Annotated in this window: 14 protein-coding genes and 1 other annotated feature; of the genes, 4 read left to right on the top strand and 10 right to left on the bottom strand. The window is 39.1% G+C overall.

From position 1 onward, the window contains the following. Window positions 1-42: 42 nt before the first annotated feature. Together QT16_RS15570 and QT16_RS15565 are read right to left on the bottom strand one after the other, a co-directional pair. Window positions 43-1,692: a SpoIIE family protein phosphatase gene (locus QT16_RS15570; RefSeq protein ID WP_002962949.1), complete on the bottom strand. Its 1,650-nt coding sequence runs from the start codon at window positions 1,690-1,692 to the stop codon at window positions 43-45. Further along, entirely contained in the window at window positions 1,692-1,997 is a 306-nt protein-coding gene (locus QT16_RS15565) for an STAS domain-containing protein (RefSeq protein ID WP_002962948.1), read from the bottom strand. The genes QT16_RS15570 and QT16_RS15565 overlap by 1 nt, the downstream gene beginning before the upstream one ends. 135 nt (window positions 1,998-2,132) lie before the next feature. Between QT16_RS15565 and QT16_RS15560 the strand changes: the two genes are divergently transcribed. Beyond that, complete coding sequence (locus tag QT16_RS15560; protein ID WP_002962947.1) at window positions 2,133-2,462, top strand: SUI1 family translation initiation factor; 330 nt, start codon at window positions 2,133-2,135, stop codon at window positions 2,460-2,462. Between the two features lie 12 nt (window positions 2,463-2,474). Here the strand turns inward: QT16_RS15560 and QT16_RS15555 are convergent, their stop codons facing one another. After that, a complete protein-coding gene (locus tag QT16_RS15555; protein WP_039489199.1) occupies window positions 2,475-5,489 on the bottom strand; it encodes a bifunctional diguanylate cyclase/phosphodiesterase in 3,015 nt (1,004 codons plus the stop codon). 192 nt (window positions 5,490-5,681) lie between these two features. Further along, window positions 5,682-5,799 (top strand) — a sequence feature (Phe leader region). A 44-nt stretch (window positions 5,800-5,843) separates the two neighbouring features. On the opposite strand from QT16_RS15555, the gene QT16_RS15550 reads away from it, so the two are divergent. Continuing rightward, window positions 5,844-7,001: a chorismate mutase gene (locus tag QT16_RS15550; RefSeq protein ID WP_002962945.1), complete on the top strand. Its 1,158-nt coding sequence runs from the start codon at window positions 5,844-5,846 to the stop codon at window positions 6,999-7,001. A gap of 61 nt (window positions 7,002-7,062) precedes the next feature. Here QT16_RS15550 and tyrA read toward each other — a convergent pair whose 3' ends face one another. The 6 genes from tyrA to ffh all read right to left on the bottom strand — a co-directional run bounded on the left by tyrA (window position 7,063) and on the right by ffh (window position 12,068). After that, window positions 7,063-8,196, bottom strand: a complete 1,134-nt coding sequence (gene tyrA, locus QT16_RS15545; protein ID WP_039489447.1) for a bifunctional chorismate mutase/prephenate dehydrogenase — start codon at window positions 8,194-8,196, stop codon at window positions 7,063-7,065. 269 nt (window positions 8,197-8,465) lie between these two features. After that, entirely contained in the window at window positions 8,466-8,825 is a 360-nt protein-coding gene (gene rplS / locus QT16_RS15540) for a 50S ribosomal protein L19 (RefSeq protein ID WP_002962189.1), read from the bottom strand. 33 nt (window positions 8,826-8,858) lie between these two features. Continuing rightward, window positions 8,859-9,626, bottom strand: coding sequence for a tRNA (guanosine(37)-N1)-methyltransferase TrmD (trmD, locus tag QT16_RS15535; protein WP_039489197.1), 768 nt, complete (start codon window positions 9,624-9,626; stop codon window positions 8,859-8,861). After that, the gene (rimM, locus tag QT16_RS15530; protein ID WP_024596584.1) at window positions 9,626-10,162 is read right to left on the bottom strand and encodes a ribosome maturation factor RimM; all 537 of its coding nucleotides are present in this window, start codon (window positions 10,160-10,162) and stop codon (window positions 9,626-9,628) included. Before rimM ends, trmD begins: the two co-directional genes overlap by 1 nt. Window positions 10,163-10,179: 17 nt before the next feature. Next, window positions 10,180-10,428 (bottom strand): 30S ribosomal protein S16, encoded by a 249-nt coding sequence (gene rpsP / locus QT16_RS15525; protein WP_002962192.1) that lies wholly within the window; start codon window positions 10,426-10,428, stop codon window positions 10,180-10,182. 260 nt (window positions 10,429-10,688) lie between these two features. After that, a complete protein-coding gene (gene ffh, locus QT16_RS15520; RefSeq protein ID WP_002962194.1) occupies window positions 10,689-12,068 on the bottom strand; it encodes a signal recognition particle protein in 1,380 nt (459 codons plus the stop codon). A gap of 252 nt (window positions 12,069-12,320) precedes the next feature. On the opposite strand from ffh, the gene QT16_RS15515 reads away from it, so the two are divergent. Both QT16_RS15515 and QT16_RS15510 read left to right on the top strand, forming a co-directional pair. Then, a complete protein-coding gene (locus QT16_RS15515; RefSeq protein ID WP_002962197.1) occupies window positions 12,321-13,127 on the top strand; it encodes a cytochrome C assembly family protein in 807 nt (268 codons plus the stop codon). A gap of 61 nt (window positions 13,128-13,188) precedes the next feature. Continuing rightward, window positions 13,189-14,457: an HlyC/CorC family transporter gene (locus tag QT16_RS15510; RefSeq protein WP_002962198.1), complete on the top strand. Its 1,269-nt coding sequence runs from the start codon at window positions 13,189-13,191 to the stop codon at window positions 14,455-14,457. 130 nt (window positions 14,458-14,587) lie between these two features. Here QT16_RS15510 and QT16_RS15505 read toward each other — a convergent pair. Beyond that, window positions 14,588-15,405 (bottom strand): IS4 family transposase (locus tag QT16_RS15505; protein ID WP_200886973.1); only part of this gene is annotated, 818 nt, incomplete at its 5' end.

Raw genomic sequence — 15,405 nt, 5'->3', positions numbered from 1 at the left:
ATCTAAAGTTTCGAGAATAATAGCATGGATATTTTTGCAGAGCTAGCTCAACTTGTAGCACATTTCAACTTGGTTACCGCTGGCGTTATAAGTTACCTTTTCGGCTATTTCTTCTAGTAAAGACACCCCTCTACCAAATTCATTATTAACCTTTGCCAACTCATCGTGCTTACTACTAAACCCTCGGCCTGAATCACAAATAATGAAATACAAACTGAGCGTGTCGGGGCAATAGCGCATATCAATAATAATCATCGCATCTGTAAGTTTAGCAAGAGCTGCCTCTCTTAATTCGTAATATCGAAAAAAGCCGTCTTCTTGTTTTTTAATCTCTGAGTTAAGCCCTAGTACACCATGATCAAGCGCATTGTTATAAGCCTCAGACAACAGTAAAAATATATTAGAACGATGGGCGTTTAGCCCCCCAACACTGCTTAAAATATTAACAACGTCGTAAACGGGGTCTGTTTTTTTTATTTGTTCTGAGTTTAAACTCAAAGATAAATTAAACGCTAAAGTAGAGAATGCTTCTCGCTCTTGCTCCTCAGGAACTAAAGGCAGGCAGTTTAGTAAAACAATGCTTAAATCATCTTGCTGTTTAGTGCCATCAGCAAACTTAGTAACGTCAGCCACTATATCTTCGCTACTAATCATCGATTTACTTTTTAAGGTTTGTAAAAAACGCTCTTCCCCAAAAAATGTATCTTCTTTGTTTGCTGTTTCTATAATACCGTCGGTTGCTAATACTAGGCGTGTATTACTATTTGTTTCAAAGTGAATAACTTCATACTCAAATTCTTGATCGTCTAAAATCCCCAGCGCCATATGTTGCGACTCTAATGTTTGTTTTACATTACCGTCTTTATCTATTAGGTACGCATCTGGCAGGCCGCCCATCCATGCAGAAATACTTTTACCGGATGCACTAAGCTCTATAATGGTTGCAGCACAAAACATGTGTCCAGGTAGAAGGTTGTAAAGCAATGTATTTAGCTCACAGGCAATGTCATTAATCGCCATGCCTTTTTGTACCATAGTATAAAAAACACGAGAGATAGGTAATGCACCAATAGCTGCCGCTAAGCCGTGCCCTGTAAAGTCTCCCAACATGCAATACAGATTGCCTATTGGACTTTGCGCCACTAAAAACATATCGCCGTTAAACATAGACGCCGGCGATAAATTAAAATCGAGGTATTCTTTAAACTTACCCTGATTCTCTAATGAGTTATTAAAAATATGCTCAATTATTTCGTGTTCACGTTCAATTTGATTGTGATGATATTCAAGCAGCTTTTTTTGTTGATTTGATTTTTTACTCAGCTCTCTGGTGCGGCTATGTGCTTTAATTTTTGCGTGCAAAATAACTTTTTCAAATGGTTTATGAATAAAGTCATCACCACCGACTTCGAGGCACCGCTCAAAACTTGCTTGATCGTCTAAGGAGGTTATAAAAATAATCGGTAAGTAAACTTCACTATACTGCTGCTTTATTTTTTCAGCGGCTTCAAAACCATCCATTACGGGCATTAAAACATCGAGTAATACAATGTCTATTTGCTCTCTTTTAAGTACATTAAGTGCATCTAGCCCATTGTAAGCCACTGAAATTTTGTAGCCTTCCTGCTCAAGCATTTTACTTAGTAAAATGCGATTGAGCGCCTGATCGTCAACAATCAACACATGTATCATTAGCTAATATCAAACTTTTTATCAAAACGTGAAATTTGTAGGATTTTTCTAAGCTGAGGCTGGCAATTACTTATTTCGATGGTTTTTACTTGGCTATCAATGGTTTTTTTCATGTTAAGTAACATGCCAAGTGCTGAACTATCCATATAATCAGTCTCTCTTAAATCGATAATAACCTTTACTGTTTTTTCGCTCATTTGAGCATAAGCTTGGCGAAAAGATTGCACTAAATTAAAATCAAACTTACCTTTAATTTGTATTGTTAATGTAGTGCCATCGACTGATTCATTCTTAGTTAAACTCATAGTAAACTCCAATAATATTTCCTTTGAACTAAATATAACCTGTTAAAAGTATTTAGCAAAAAGAAAAACACACAACTTCAAATTTGCTATCATTTACACCAGCATTTAATTCATTTTTATCCACAAAGGTAAGGTATGAGTGATAGTCACTTAGTATATTCAACCAGTACGGGTCGCATTGACCAGCCGAAACCAGAAAAAGAGTTGCACGCTAAACTTTTTAAAGATGGTTTTATTCGCATTGAGCGTCAAACAAAAGGGCGTAAAGGCAAAGGCGTAATGCTAGTTGTTGGCATTGATCCAAAAGATCACGATTTAAAAAAGTTAGCTAAAACTATAAAAAGCAAAATGGGCCAAGGCGGCGCAGTAAAAGAAGGCATTATTGAAGTACAAGGTGATGACCGGGATAAACTAAAAGGCATTTTAGAAGCGTTAAAATTTAAAGTTAAAATTGCGGGTGGTTAACCCGCAATTTTATTAACTAGTTACTTCGCTATTTGCGAGTTCATTTAACCTTTCATACAAATTCGGGAGTTCGTGCTCAGCAATTGGCTTACTAAAATAATAGCCTTGCACAATGAAGCAATTATTATTTTGTAAAAACTGCATCTGCTCTATTGTCTCAACCCCTTCTGCGACCACGTCTAGCTTTAACTTTTGCGCCATGGCAATAATAGCTGCAGTGATTTCCATATCATTTGTATCCTCTGGTATATCTTTTACAAATGAACGGTCAATTTTCAATATATCAACCGGGAACCGTTTTAAGTAACTGAGCGACGAATAACCTGTACCAAAGTCATCAATAGAAATAGATATGCCTAATGCTTTAAGCTCGTGCAATTGTGTAATGGCTGCCTCTACATTACCCATTAGCATGCTTTCGGTCAGCTCTAAATGAAGGCGCTTTGCTGAAACACCCGACTTAATTATCATTTTGCTCAGTGTTGTAACTAAGCTTGAGTCTTTAAACTGGCGGGCCGATAAGTTTATCGATATATTATTTTCTAGACCTTGTTCTGCCAATCTTACGGCAAAATCACAAGACTCTTGAAGCACCCATTCACCTAATTCAACTATAAGGCCTGTCGCTTCTGCAATAGGAATAAATTTATCTGGAGGGATTGCGCCTTCAGTTGGGTGGAACCATCTTAATAACGCTTCATAACCAACGACCTGATGAGTACGGCTATCAACTTGAGGTTGGTAGTAAACTACAAATTGCTTTTCTTTGAGCCCTATACGTAACTCATTTTCAATAAATAAACGCTCATTTGCGGCCGCATTTAATTCTTGGCTATAAAAGTGGAAGGTATTACGTCCTTTTGCTTTTGCCTCATACATTGCCAAATCAGCATGTTTGAGTAACTGATCTTCCTCTAAGCTATCGTAAGGAGCCATAGTTATACCAATACTTGCACTGACAATAACTTCATTGCTACCTAGTTTTATAGGCACGTTCAGTGTTTTTTGAATTGTATTGGCAACATCAGCCGCGTGAGCTTGGCTTTCTATACCACTGAGCAACACTGCAAATTCATCACCACCTAAGCGCGCTATGGTGTCCTCGGCTCGTAAACGTTTTTTAAGTCTGTTTGCCACTTCAATTAATAATTGATCGCCAGCATCGTGGCCTAATGTGTCGTTAATACGCTTAAATTCGTCTAAATCAAAGTAAAACAAAGCAAATGCATAATGCCCGCGCTCTGCTAATGCCATTGATTTACGCAATTGCATTCTAAAAAATGTTCTGTTGGCAAGTCCCGTAAGGGTGTCAAAGTAAGCCAGTTGTTCCATTTTACGCTGGCTTTCTTTTACAAACGAAATATCTTGTGCTGATGCTACATAACTGGTTATTTCACCGCCCTCTTCACGAATTGGCGAAACACTTAAAGACACCCAAATTGGTTCTTTGTTTAAACCAGCTATTAATGTGTCCCCGCGCCAGTAATTACGGCTGCGTAGATCTATGTCTATATCTTCAACTAAAATAGACATTTCTGAGGCAATAATATTAAGTAGTGGTGCTCTATTAAAATGGCTTTCTGGATAGCCTGTCATTTCGAGCATTTTGGGGTTTACGTACTCAATGACAAAATTTTCATCGGTGATCACAACCCCGGTGCCCGAGAACGCGACCGCTTTAGATAAACGATTAGCTGCTTTTTCAGCAATTTCTTTTTCTGTAATTCTTTGGTTTAAACCATCAATAAGCTTGCGGATTTCTACCGTCATGTCTCTAAATGAGCCATTAAGGGTACCAATCTCATCTTTGTTTTCTGGCGGAAACTCTGTTGTTAGCTGACCTTTACCAAAGCTTGTTACTGCATAAACTAAAGTATGTAAACGGCGAAGTACTAGTTGATAAAGCGCCTGATGCAGCAATAAGGCAACTAATATTGCGTATAAAATAAAGAGTCCAAAAAACTTCAGTTTTAAATCTTGTAACGCAGATAACGTTGATGAACGTTTTTTATAAACCCCTATGTACCAATCTAAATCATCAATTTTACGGATATTAATAATGTGAGCTTCATCATTTTGTTCAAATGAATTGGCATATTCTGGTAACTTCACCGCAATTGCATCGTCAATAATTGACTGCAGTTCTGGGTTTACAAATTCGTTAGTAGCGAGTGCTTTATTGTCACTACCATAGTCAGCTAATAATGCAGGGTTTAGATTGGGATGGGCTAACAATTGCCCTTTACTATCAAATACAAGTAAGTGTTTTTCTTTATCGCCAACAGGTAAAAATGAAATAAGTTTGTTAAGGGAAATATCGCTTCCCGTTACACCTAAAAACTCGTTATCAACATACACCGGCACTAATAAGCTAATAACCCACTTTCGCCATACTGTATCGTAATAAACTTTTGACCATGCAGGCTCTCGCTCTGACCCCAACATACTTTTAATATATTTATACGTTGTACCTTGCGTAACTCTAAACTCGGCTGGTGCATTTAATGCCCAGTTTGGAGGAGAAACACGAATGAAATCGTCATCGGTAATTAAATAAAAGTTAAAAAAGTCGTGTACCAAAGTCGGAGAAATTATACGCCATAACATTTCAGAATCATTAAATAGGCGTTTATAAAAAGGTGAGTAATTTTGCTGTGGTAAAAATGCTGCTGATAATCCGTCAGCCGAGGCACTTCGAATCGTACCATCGCTATTAAACTGTAACTGTGATTTATTACCTAAATTAATTGGTGAATTAGATTGAAAAAGCTGCTCTGTCACTACGTTATTAGCTTGCTGAGCAATATTTATTTTTGTTTTAATACGCTCATTAAACTGCTTCACTAATAAATCTGTAGAGCTTTTTAACACCTCATGTTCTTCAAAAACAAGTTGTTTCTCTTCAGATTTAAGCATTAAGGCAGCCGCACATACCCCTGCTATTAAACAAATAGCAGATATAAGCAGTGAAAGTTTTACACTTAAAGAATTCAATCCAAAACGAGATGGAGGCCGTCTGTAAACCACGGGTCAACCTTAATTATTAATAATTGTTATTATTTGAACCAGTTAACGAAATATACCAGATCCGCATTCATATTTATAAATTATTTGTAAAGTTTCTATAATAACCACCTAAGGTAAATAAATAGTACCCTAAGCTTATTTAGATCTTTATTGACATTGTTGGCAACTCTCCATACATTAACCGTATGAACATATTTATCTCTCGCACTTTTTTTTCGTTTTTTAGCTTCTTTATATAGAAGAGGCTTCCCTGTTTGTGAGATAAAATCAATCGAATAGTAAAGCCTCCCAACCGGGAGGCTTTTTTGTTTTTGCTGTGTAATAACAGCCTACTTTTGGAATGAGGATACCAAAATGACAAATGATGTATTAAATGCATTAAGACACGATATAAATGAAATAGACTCCGACCTACTCGTGTTATTAGCTAAACGCCGTCGCATTAGCCACGGTGTGGTTGAATATAAAATCGCCAACAACAAGCCAATTCGCGATGAAGCACGTGAACTCGCGCTTCTAGAAAAATTAATTGGTTATGGTAAGTCACTGGGTTTAGATGCTTACTACGTAAATAATGTGTTTCAAACTATTTTGGAAGATTCAGTTTTACACCAACAAGCAATGTTACAAAAAAACCTTAATCCAGACGCACTGAGTGAAACACACCGTGTAACTTACTTAGGTGGTCAAGGTTCTTATAGCCAGCTTGCATGTCATAAATACTTTAGTCGCCGCCCTGGTAAATTAATTGAAATTGGCTGTACATCGTTTGACGAAATAACAGGTAAAGTAGAAAATGGCCAAGCTGATTTTGGTTTATTACCGATTGAAAACACAAGCTCTGGTAGCATCAACGAAGTATTTGACTTATTACAGCACGCACAAGTCTCTATTGTTGGAGAAGTCACCCACAGTGTAGAGCATTGCTTACTCGCAAACCCAGATACTGAACTTAGCCAATTAACAAAAGTATTTGCACACCCACAACCATTTGCACAGTGCAGCCGTTTTTTACAGGGCTTAGGTGATTTGCAACACGAAACATGTGACTCTACATCAAGCGCATTACAATCAGCTCTAAACACACCAAATAGTGCTGCAATTGGCTCTGCACAAGCAGGAAAAAATGTCGGCCTTGAAGTCATCAAATCAAATCTTGCTAATCAAAGCGAAAACCATAGCCGCTTTATTGTTGTTGCGCGTAAACCTCTGCAAGTGTCTAACCAAATTCCAACTAAAACTAGTTTAATCATGTCGACAAAACAGCAAGCGGGCTCACTAGCCGATGCGTTGATGATTTTTAAACAGCATAAGATTAATTTAGTAAAACTTGAGTCGCGCCCAACTCCGGGCAATCCGTGGGAAGAAGTATTTTATGTGGATCTTGAAGCAAACTTAGCTGATAGCCAAGTAAAAGAAGCGCTAGAAGAACTTAAAGAACACACCCAATATGTGCGTATTTTAGGCTGCTATCAAAGCGAATCACTGCAGGCAGTAAGCGTTAATACCTAATACACACTTTCATAATTAAAAAGGGCCGATATCGGCCCTTTTTAGTAAAAAGTGACAAGTATTAGTCTAAAACTTTTGAATCATTCGCTTTATTTAATAAGCTTCGGCTTTGTGTTAAAAAGTGCTCTGTTGAGTCAGAAAAGTAAACTTTTGCCTGCGCAAAAGAATCAATAAGCGCTGCTTTATCTCCTGCTTTTAATTTTTTCAATGTACTTGCAAAAGTGTCTTGGTACTGTGCGAGTAGGCTCTCTACATCATCGAATTGCGCTAACATAATATCTGAGTACAACTCCGGCGACTGTGCAAATAAACGCCCTACCATCATCAGCTCTAATTGATAAATAGGTGACGAGCAACTACGTAACTCTTCTAGTGTATGACTTTGTTTTGCTAAAAACTGTCCGTACACAAATGTTGTTAAATGGCGCATTACCTGAATAATTTGCATTGCTTCGTCGTGTTTTTTAGCATCAAGCTCAACAAGCTGACAACCCCATACTTGTAACTGCTGTAACAAGCCTTTTGCCGCTTGTTGCTCTCGCCCTTCACATACAACGACTGTTTGTTTTACCCAGTGTGATATGTCAGGGCCAAACATAGGATGCAAACCAACCACAGGGCCACTGTGCGCAGCTTTTAGTGCTTTAATAGGCGATTGCTTTACCGATGTAATATCAACTAGTAAACAGTCATCATCTAGTTTAGGTAACTTAGCAACTACTGCGTCCAATGCATTAATTGGTACGCTAATCATTACTAGCTTGGCACCTTTTAAAATATTTTGCGCATCGTTTTGCTGATCTTTATCTAAGATTTTAACTTCGTAACCTGAGCGAATAAACTGCTGAGCAAATAGCTGCCCCATAGCACCTTGGCCACCTACAATAACAATTGGCGAAAGTTCTGGCGCTGCACATGCAAGTTTTGCTTGTTGGTTTTGATAGGCTTCTCGCATCATACGTCTTAGTATATCTTCAACGAGATCGGGGCTTACATTTTGATTTATTGCTTCTTGTCTTCTTGCCGCTAATAGCTCTGCTTCACGATTAGGTGCATGTAAAGGCGCGCCTGTTTGTTGTTTTATCTCACCAATTTTTTGCGTAATACCATTACGTTTAGCGAGTAAGGCAACAAGTTGTGCGTCGCATTCATCTATACCTTCTCTCAGCTGTGCTAAATCACTTATGTCAGCCACGTTCATACCACCTTAAAAAACAAATAACGTAAATATAAATTTACATAAAAGTAAACTAATCAATACGATAAATACTAACAGGATCAGCTAACTGATAAAAGGCTAAAGCTTAAATTTTACTAATAAGGAAATAAGAATTGAGAATTGAGAATTGAGAATTGAGAATTGAGAATTGAGAATTGAGAATTGAGAAAATAATATTTTAAAACCAAAACGGGTTGCAACCCGAAGGATGCAACCCGTTTTTTTGCGTTGATAAACAGCGCGTATTAGTTAAGTTTTTCTCTAATACGTGCAGATTTACCAGAACGCTCACGTAGGTAGTAAAGCTTAGCACGGCGAACTGCACCGCGACGCTTAACTGCTACGCTATCAATAAGAGGGCTGTGCGTTTGGAATACACGCTCAACACCTTCACCGTTCGAAATTTTACGAACTGTGAATGCTGAGTGAAGACCACGATTACGCTTAGCGATTACAACACCTTCAAAGGCCTGTAGACGCTCTTTAGCACCTTCTTTTACTTTTACCTGTACAACCACTGTATCACCAGGGCCAAATGCAGGTACGTCTGTTTTAAGCTGCTCATCTTCAAGCGCTTTAATAATATTTTGGTTTACTTTTGCCATTATGTTTCTCACTTTCCTAGGTGTAACTGTCTTCTAGCCACAAGCTTTTTGGTACTCTTGCTGAAATTCTGCGAGTAATACCGCTTGCTCCTCAGTCAGAGCTAGGTTATGCAACAAGCCAGGACGTCGTAACCAAGTTCTACCTAATGACTGCTTAAGCCGCCACTTTGCTATCTCTTGGTGGTTTCCACTGAGTAATACAGCAGGAACCTGTTTGTCGTCCAATGTTTCTGGTCGTGTATAGTGTGGACAATCTAACAAGCCATCCGAAAACGAATCTTGTTCTGCTGACTGGTTATGACCTAACACACCTGGCACTAATCGCGCTACTGCGTCAATTAATGTCATGGCAGGTAGTTCACCACCACTCAAAATAAAATCACCAATTGACCATTCTTCGTCAACATATGATTCTATTATTCTCTCATCTATACCTTCATAGCGACCGGCAATCAAAATCAGTTTATTAGAGTTAGCGAGTTCGCTAGCGCCCTGCTGATCAAGTTTGCGCCCTTGCGGGGACATATAAATTACTTTAGCGCCATCACCAGCTGCTTTTTTAGCTTCGGCAATCGCTTTTTTTAATGGCTCAACCATCATTAACATACCTGGTCCGCCCCCGTAAGGACGGTCATCTACGGTTCTATGCTTATCTAAAGCGTAGTCTCGCGGATTCCAACAGTTAAAATCAATTAAACCATTTTTTACTGCGCGACCGGTAACACCTTGGTCTGTAATAGCGTCAAACATGTCTGGAAAAAGGCTTATCACCCCTACCCATAATGAACTAGTTTGCGTCATTAAAACCCTGGATCCCAATCTACGGTAATTTCTCTTGCGTCGTATTTAACTTCTTTAATAACTGAATCAGTTAAAAAAGGAATCAAACGTTCAGCTTGACCAAATGCGTCTTTACTATTTGCTTTCACAACTAGTACGTCATTTGACCCTGTCTCCATAAGGTCATCAACAATGCCTAAGCTATAACCTTTATCGGTTACAACAGACATGCCAATGAGATCTCGCCAATAGAACTCACCTTGCGGAAGTTCTGGTAAATGCGCTGCATCCATTGAGATTTCAGCATGGGTATAAGCCATTGCTTCGTCTCGGTCGTTTATCTGCGCAAATTTAGCGATAAAGCCTTTGTTGTGGCGACGCCAGTCGACCACTTCTAAGGACTGCCATTTACCTTGCTGCCCTATCAACCACGGGCTGAAATCGAAGATCCCTACGGGATCATCAGTAAATGAATGTACCTTAAGCCAGCCCTTTATACCATATGGGGCACCGAGCTTTCCTACGACAATTATTGATGAGGTGTTCTCTTGACTCATGGTTACACTTACGCCTATTAAGCCGCTTTACGAGCGTCTTTTACTAACTTAGCTACGCGATCTGAAAGAGATGCGCCCTGACCTACCCAGTGTTCAACACGTGGTAAATCTAAACGAATTTTTTCTTCTTGACCTGAAGCAATTGGGTTAAAAAAGCCTACTTTCTCGATGAAGCGACCGTCACGCGAGAAACGGCTATCCGCAACCACAATTTGATAGAAAGGGCGTTTTTTAGCGCCACCACGTTGCAAACGAATAGTTACCATACCGTCCTCTATAAAGATTGACTGTTTTCATTAATAAGATTTACTCCCCAGAATGGGGAGCTGGGGAATTGTACGAGTTTTTGGCAATAACGCAAGTAAGAAGTGAAGCAAAAAGACAGTTTAGTAGGTTAAACCGTGATCTCAACGACAAATTAGGGTTAAAGGTGTATTACATGCATAATTTATTCAACAAAAAAGGAGCTATTTGCTCCTTTAAATATGATTCGCTATTATTTTAAAAAATAACTCAAAAGTATTTTTTAAAACTTAGGACCACCGCCACCCATCATCCCAGGTGGTAACATGCCTTTCATACCGCGCATCATTTTGGTCATGCCGCCTTTACCTTTCATCTTTTTCATCATTTTTTGCATTTGCGTAAACTGCTTAAGCAACTTATTAATCTCTTGTACTTGTGTACCAGAGCCAGCTGCTATGCGTTTTTTACGTGAACCTTTGATGATTTCTGGACGTGCGCGCTCTTTTTTAGTCATTGAGCTAATAATAGCTTCCATTTGGATAAATGTTTTGTCACCCATTTGGCCTTTAACAGCATCTGGTAAGTTAGACATACCAGGGAGCTTATCAAGCATCGACATCATGCCACCCATGTTTTTCATTTGCTTTAATTGATCAGCAAAGTCGTCAAGGGTAAAACCGGCACCTTTAAATACTTTTTCAGCAACTTTGGCAGCTTGCTCTTTATCTACTTTCATTTCGACTTCTTCGATTAATGAAAGTACATCACCCATACCTAAAATACGCGACGCTATACGGTCTGGATGAAAAGGCTCGAGTGCGTCAGTACGCTCACCCACACCCATAAATTTAATTGGTTTGCCTGTAATATGACGAATAGATAAAGCAGCACCACCACGTGCATCACCATCGGTTTTTGTTAATATTACACCGGTTAGTGGCAGGGCTTCGTCAAATGCTTTAGCTGTATTTGCCGCATCTTGACCCGTCATTGCATCAACAACGAATAAAGTTTCAATTGGGTTGATTGCTTTGTGAAGATCTTTAATCTCGTCCATCATGTTGCTGTCAACATGTAAACGACCTGCGGTATCAACAAGTACTACATCTATAAATTTCTTTTTAGCATGAGAAATTGCAGCGTTTGCAATATCCACTGGCTTTTGCGAAATATCACTTGGAAAGAAATCAACGTCAACTTCTGTAGCAAGCGTTTCTAGCTGTTTAATCGCAGCGGGGCGATAAACATCGGCACTTACTACAAGCACTGATTTCTTTTTGCGTTCTTTTAAAAACTTAGCAAGCTTAGCTACACTGGTGGTTTTACCCGCACCTTGCAGACCCGCTACCATAACAACGGCTGGCGGTTGTGCATTTAGGCTTAGCTCTTCATTGGCCTCACCCATTGCTTTTTCTAGTTCTTCACGCACTATTTTTATAAATACTTGGCCTGGGCTTAAGCTTTTTGTAACTTCAACCCCAACTGCACGTTCTTTAACTTGTTTTACAAACTCGCGAACAACAGGCAGTGCCACATCGGCTTCTAAAAATGCCATACGCACTTCGCGAAGTGTGTCTTTTATGTTGTCTTCAGTCAGACGGCCACGGCCACTGATATTTTTTAAGGTTTTACCTAATCGTTCTTGGAGGTTCTCAAACATGTAACGGTTCCGATAAGACGTTTATATCAATCCATTAAAATTTTGCGGTTAGTTTGATTTTCAATTAACCAGGATTGACTTATTAAGTTTCAATTAAAAGTAGTATACCGTATATGGCGTCTTACAATACAGTGTTCAAGTGCACCTTGTTGAGTTTCTTTTTTTAAGGTCTATGCATTTGCTTTGCTATAAAATACAATGGCTATATAACAACAAGGATTATTTTGTCTCAAATTAAGTGGCCCAAGCACAATGCTGATTATTAGTTTAACTATTATTGCCAGTTTATTTTATGTGTTAGCAACGTCTCACGTGCTCTCACGCCTGTTTCATCAACAAGGCCCTAGCCAAAAGGTAACCGTCATATTGAGCACGGTTGCTATAGTGGCGCATATGCTGCTGTTAGTTAACTCTGTTTTTAGATCCGACGGTCAAGACTTAAGTATTGTAAACGTCTCCCTTTTAACATGCTGGGTTATTGTAGTTTCAGTAACAGCTGTGTCGCTAAAGTTCCCTGCCACTTTATTATTGCCCGTTGTTTATGGTTTTGGTGCTTTACTTACAATTGCCAGTTTGTTTATTCCTCATCATATTTTACTGCAAAGCATTAATATTGAGGTTGGCTTAGTAACACACATTTCCTTGTCCCTATTGGCCTACTGTATTTTAATTATTGCTACTTTATATGGTGTACAGTTCTACTTTATTGATAAACGTTTAAAACGTAAAGATTTAGCAATTGTGCATAGTCACCTTCCGCCTTTGATGGTTGTTGAGCGCCAGCTTTACCAACTCCTTAATTTAGGCACCATATTACTCACGTTCGCATTACTCTCGGGGTTTGTATTTCTTGATGGGATGTTTGCTAAAGAGTTCATTCATAAAACGATATTGTCGTTAGTTGCGTGGGCTATTTTTGCCATTGTAGCCATCGGGCATATGAAAAAGGGTTGGCGCGGTAAACCTGTGGTTATTACGATCATGGTCGCTGCATTTGTCCTCACACTCGCATATTTTGGCAGCCGTTTCATACAAGAAGTGATACTAAATAAGTTTTAACTTGACTCTGCTTGCTCACTCTAGCTTAATACGCATTGATTTATAAGAAAAGGATCCATCGTTGGACGACATATCGACAAGTACCCTATTTATCATTTTAGGTTTTTTGGTGCTTTTTTCTGCTTATTTTTCTGGTTCAGAAACCGGAATTATGTCAATCAATCGTATACGCCTGCGACACCTCGCTAAAGAGGATCATCGTGCAGCTAAACGAGTCAGTAAATTACTTAGCCGTCCAGATAGGCTCATCGGTCTAATCTTAATTGGCAATAATCTTGTCAATATAGCTGCAGCTCAAGTTGCTACCATTATAGGTATTCGCCTTTACGGTGACCTTGGTATTGCTATCGCTACGGGTGTGTTAACTTTAGTCGTGCTTATATTTGCCGAAGTAACACCTAAAACTCTTGCTGCCCTCTATCCTGAAAAAGTTGCTTTTCCAAGCTCAATAATACTTAAAGGGTTACTAAAAATTCTTTTTCCTTTTGTTGTTATCGTTAACTGGATGACCAACGGGATATTGCGGTTATTTGGTATTAGTGCCGCTCAAATCGACGAGCACAGCATGAGCAAAGAAGAATTAAAAACAGTGCTCAATGAGTCAGGCGCACTTATCCCTGCTCGCCATCAAAGTATGCTGACCTCAATTTTAGATTTAGAGCAAGTAACCGTTGAAGATATCATGATCCCACGTAACGAAATTGTGGCTATTGATATTAATGATGATTGGAAACTAATTAGTCGCCAGCTTACCCATGCACAACATACTCGCGTGTTGTTGTATCGCGACAATATAGATGACGCAGTAGGCTTTATTCACTCTCGAGATGCACTTCGTCTACTTACAAAAGAGCAATTTGATAAACCATCGTTGCTGCGTGCTGTACGCGAAATTTACTTTATCCCAGAGGGAACATCACTTAACACTCAGCTGTTAAAGTTTCAGCAGTCTAAAGAGCGTATTGGCTTAGTAGTAGACGAGTATGGCGATATTCAAGGTTTAGTAACGCTTGAAGATATTTTAGAAGAAGTTGTTGGCGATTTTACAACTACACAAACTCGTACGCCAAGCGAAGAAGTAGAAACTCAAACTGATGGCTCTTGTATTGTAGATGGCGGCGCTAACGTACGCGATTTAAATAAAGAGATGGGTTGGGATTTCCCACTAGACGGCCCAAAAACTTTGAGTGGTTTAATTGTTGAATACTTGGAAGATATTCCCGATGCAAATATTAGTCTACGTATTGCGGGCTACCCTATTGAAGTACTCGAAGTAAAAGAGAATATGATAAAACAGGTGAAAATTCAGCCTAATAAGCGTTCTCGCTAAGTAAAAAAGGAGCCGATTGGCTAATGCCAGTCAGTTAAGCTGACTGGCATCTTTCTTTTTATGGGGATACTTAGATGGTTTTGGCTTAACCCATCGGGGATATCTTCTATCCTCTCGTCTAGCTGGAAGCTTAAATAAGACCAGTGTATCGAGCAAGTGCTGCCAGTGTATTGGAATGTTCCCTGGGCTCATTATAGATACTGACGAGTAACACGGCCCATAGCTCCTGACGCACCATGTCTGGACGCTTACTTCTTAAATGGTATGCGCTATCAAGCATGGTTTGTTTGATTTCTCTAAACCCAAGTTCTATCTCCCAACGATGACAATATAATTCAACAATTTCATTACCTGGATAACGCAATCTATCCGTCATCGAGGTTAATATACGGTAGCTTTTGCCCTTTATTGTTTTGCTGATTAATCTCGCTTTAATCGTTTCAGGAACATCGGGAAAGTTTTTTTGTGCATGCTTTGTGGTTTTCAATTCAATGATATGGTCATTTTTACCCGCGCTGGAGATGATTTCATACTGTAAGTCGGGCCTTGCTGGTATCAGCCAGTGCCTCATCTCCCCAGTTTGATGCCAACGGTTTAACAGGCCTAAAGAATAATATCCTTTATCAAACATAGTCAGTGAATTATCTGGTGTACGTTCAATTAAACGCTCAGCTAATTTCATCTCGTTGGTTTTATAGTTATCAAACTCGCTACTGAGAAGTTGATGGCTGGTCAATTCCATATGACAGACCATGCGTATTTGAGGAAAGGCTGTATCACCGTATTGGTTGCTACCTGAAGAGAAGGCTTTACGATTATCAGGCGTGTCGGCTGTTCGCCACACAACACCGTCAACAGCTAATAGGTTCAAACCATTCCATGTTTCGAATGACTGTTGCTTATACATTGATTGAGCAGATTTATTGAAAACGTGTTTAACGGAATCAT

Origin of the sequence: Pseudoalteromonas distincta, from assembly GCF_000814675.1 — a bacterium.
Classification (GTDB): Bacteria; Pseudomonadota; Gammaproteobacteria; order Enterobacterales; family Alteromonadaceae; genus Pseudoalteromonas; species Pseudoalteromonas distincta.
Note: the sequence above shows the minus strand (reverse complement) of the source record. Positions and strands in the feature narration are given on the sequence as shown.

Bases quoted from the DNA above. Each gene is read 5' to 3' on its own strand.
- trmD (WP_039489197.1), bottom strand. From the start codon at position 9,626: ATGACGCAAACTAGTTCATTATGGGTAGGGGTGATAAGCCTTTTTCCA.
- QT16_RS15550 (WP_002962945.1), top strand. From the start codon at position 5,844: ATGACAAATGATGTATTAAATGCATTAAGACACGATATAAATGAAATA.
- QT16_RS15560 (WP_002962947.1), top strand. From the start codon at position 2,133: ATGAGTGATAGTCACTTAGTATATTCAACCAGTACGGGTCGCATTGAC.
- ffh (WP_002962194.1), bottom strand. From the start codon at position 12,068: ATGTTTGAGAACCTCCAAGAACGATTAGGTAAAACCTTAAAAAATATC.
- rplS (WP_002962189.1), bottom strand. From the start codon at position 8,825: ATGGCAAAAGTAAACCAAAATATTATTAAAGCGCTTGAAGATGAGCAG.
- rpsP (WP_002962192.1), bottom strand. From the start codon at position 10,428: ATGGTAACTATTCGTTTGCAACGTGGTGGCGCTAAAAAACGCCCTTTC.
- QT16_RS15515 (WP_002962197.1), top strand. From the start codon at position 12,321: ATGCTGATTATTAGTTTAACTATTATTGCCAGTTTATTTTATGTGTTA.
- QT16_RS15570 (WP_002962949.1), bottom strand. From the start codon at position 1,692: ATGATACATGTGTTGATTGTTGACGATCAGGCGCTCAATCGCATTTTA.
- rimM (WP_024596584.1), bottom strand. From the start codon at position 10,162: ATGAGTCAAGAGAACACCTCATCAATAATTGTCGTAGGAAAGCTCGGT.
- QT16_RS15565 (WP_002962948.1), bottom strand. From the start codon at position 1,997: ATGAGTTTAACTAAGAATGAATCAGTCGATGGCACTACATTAACAATA.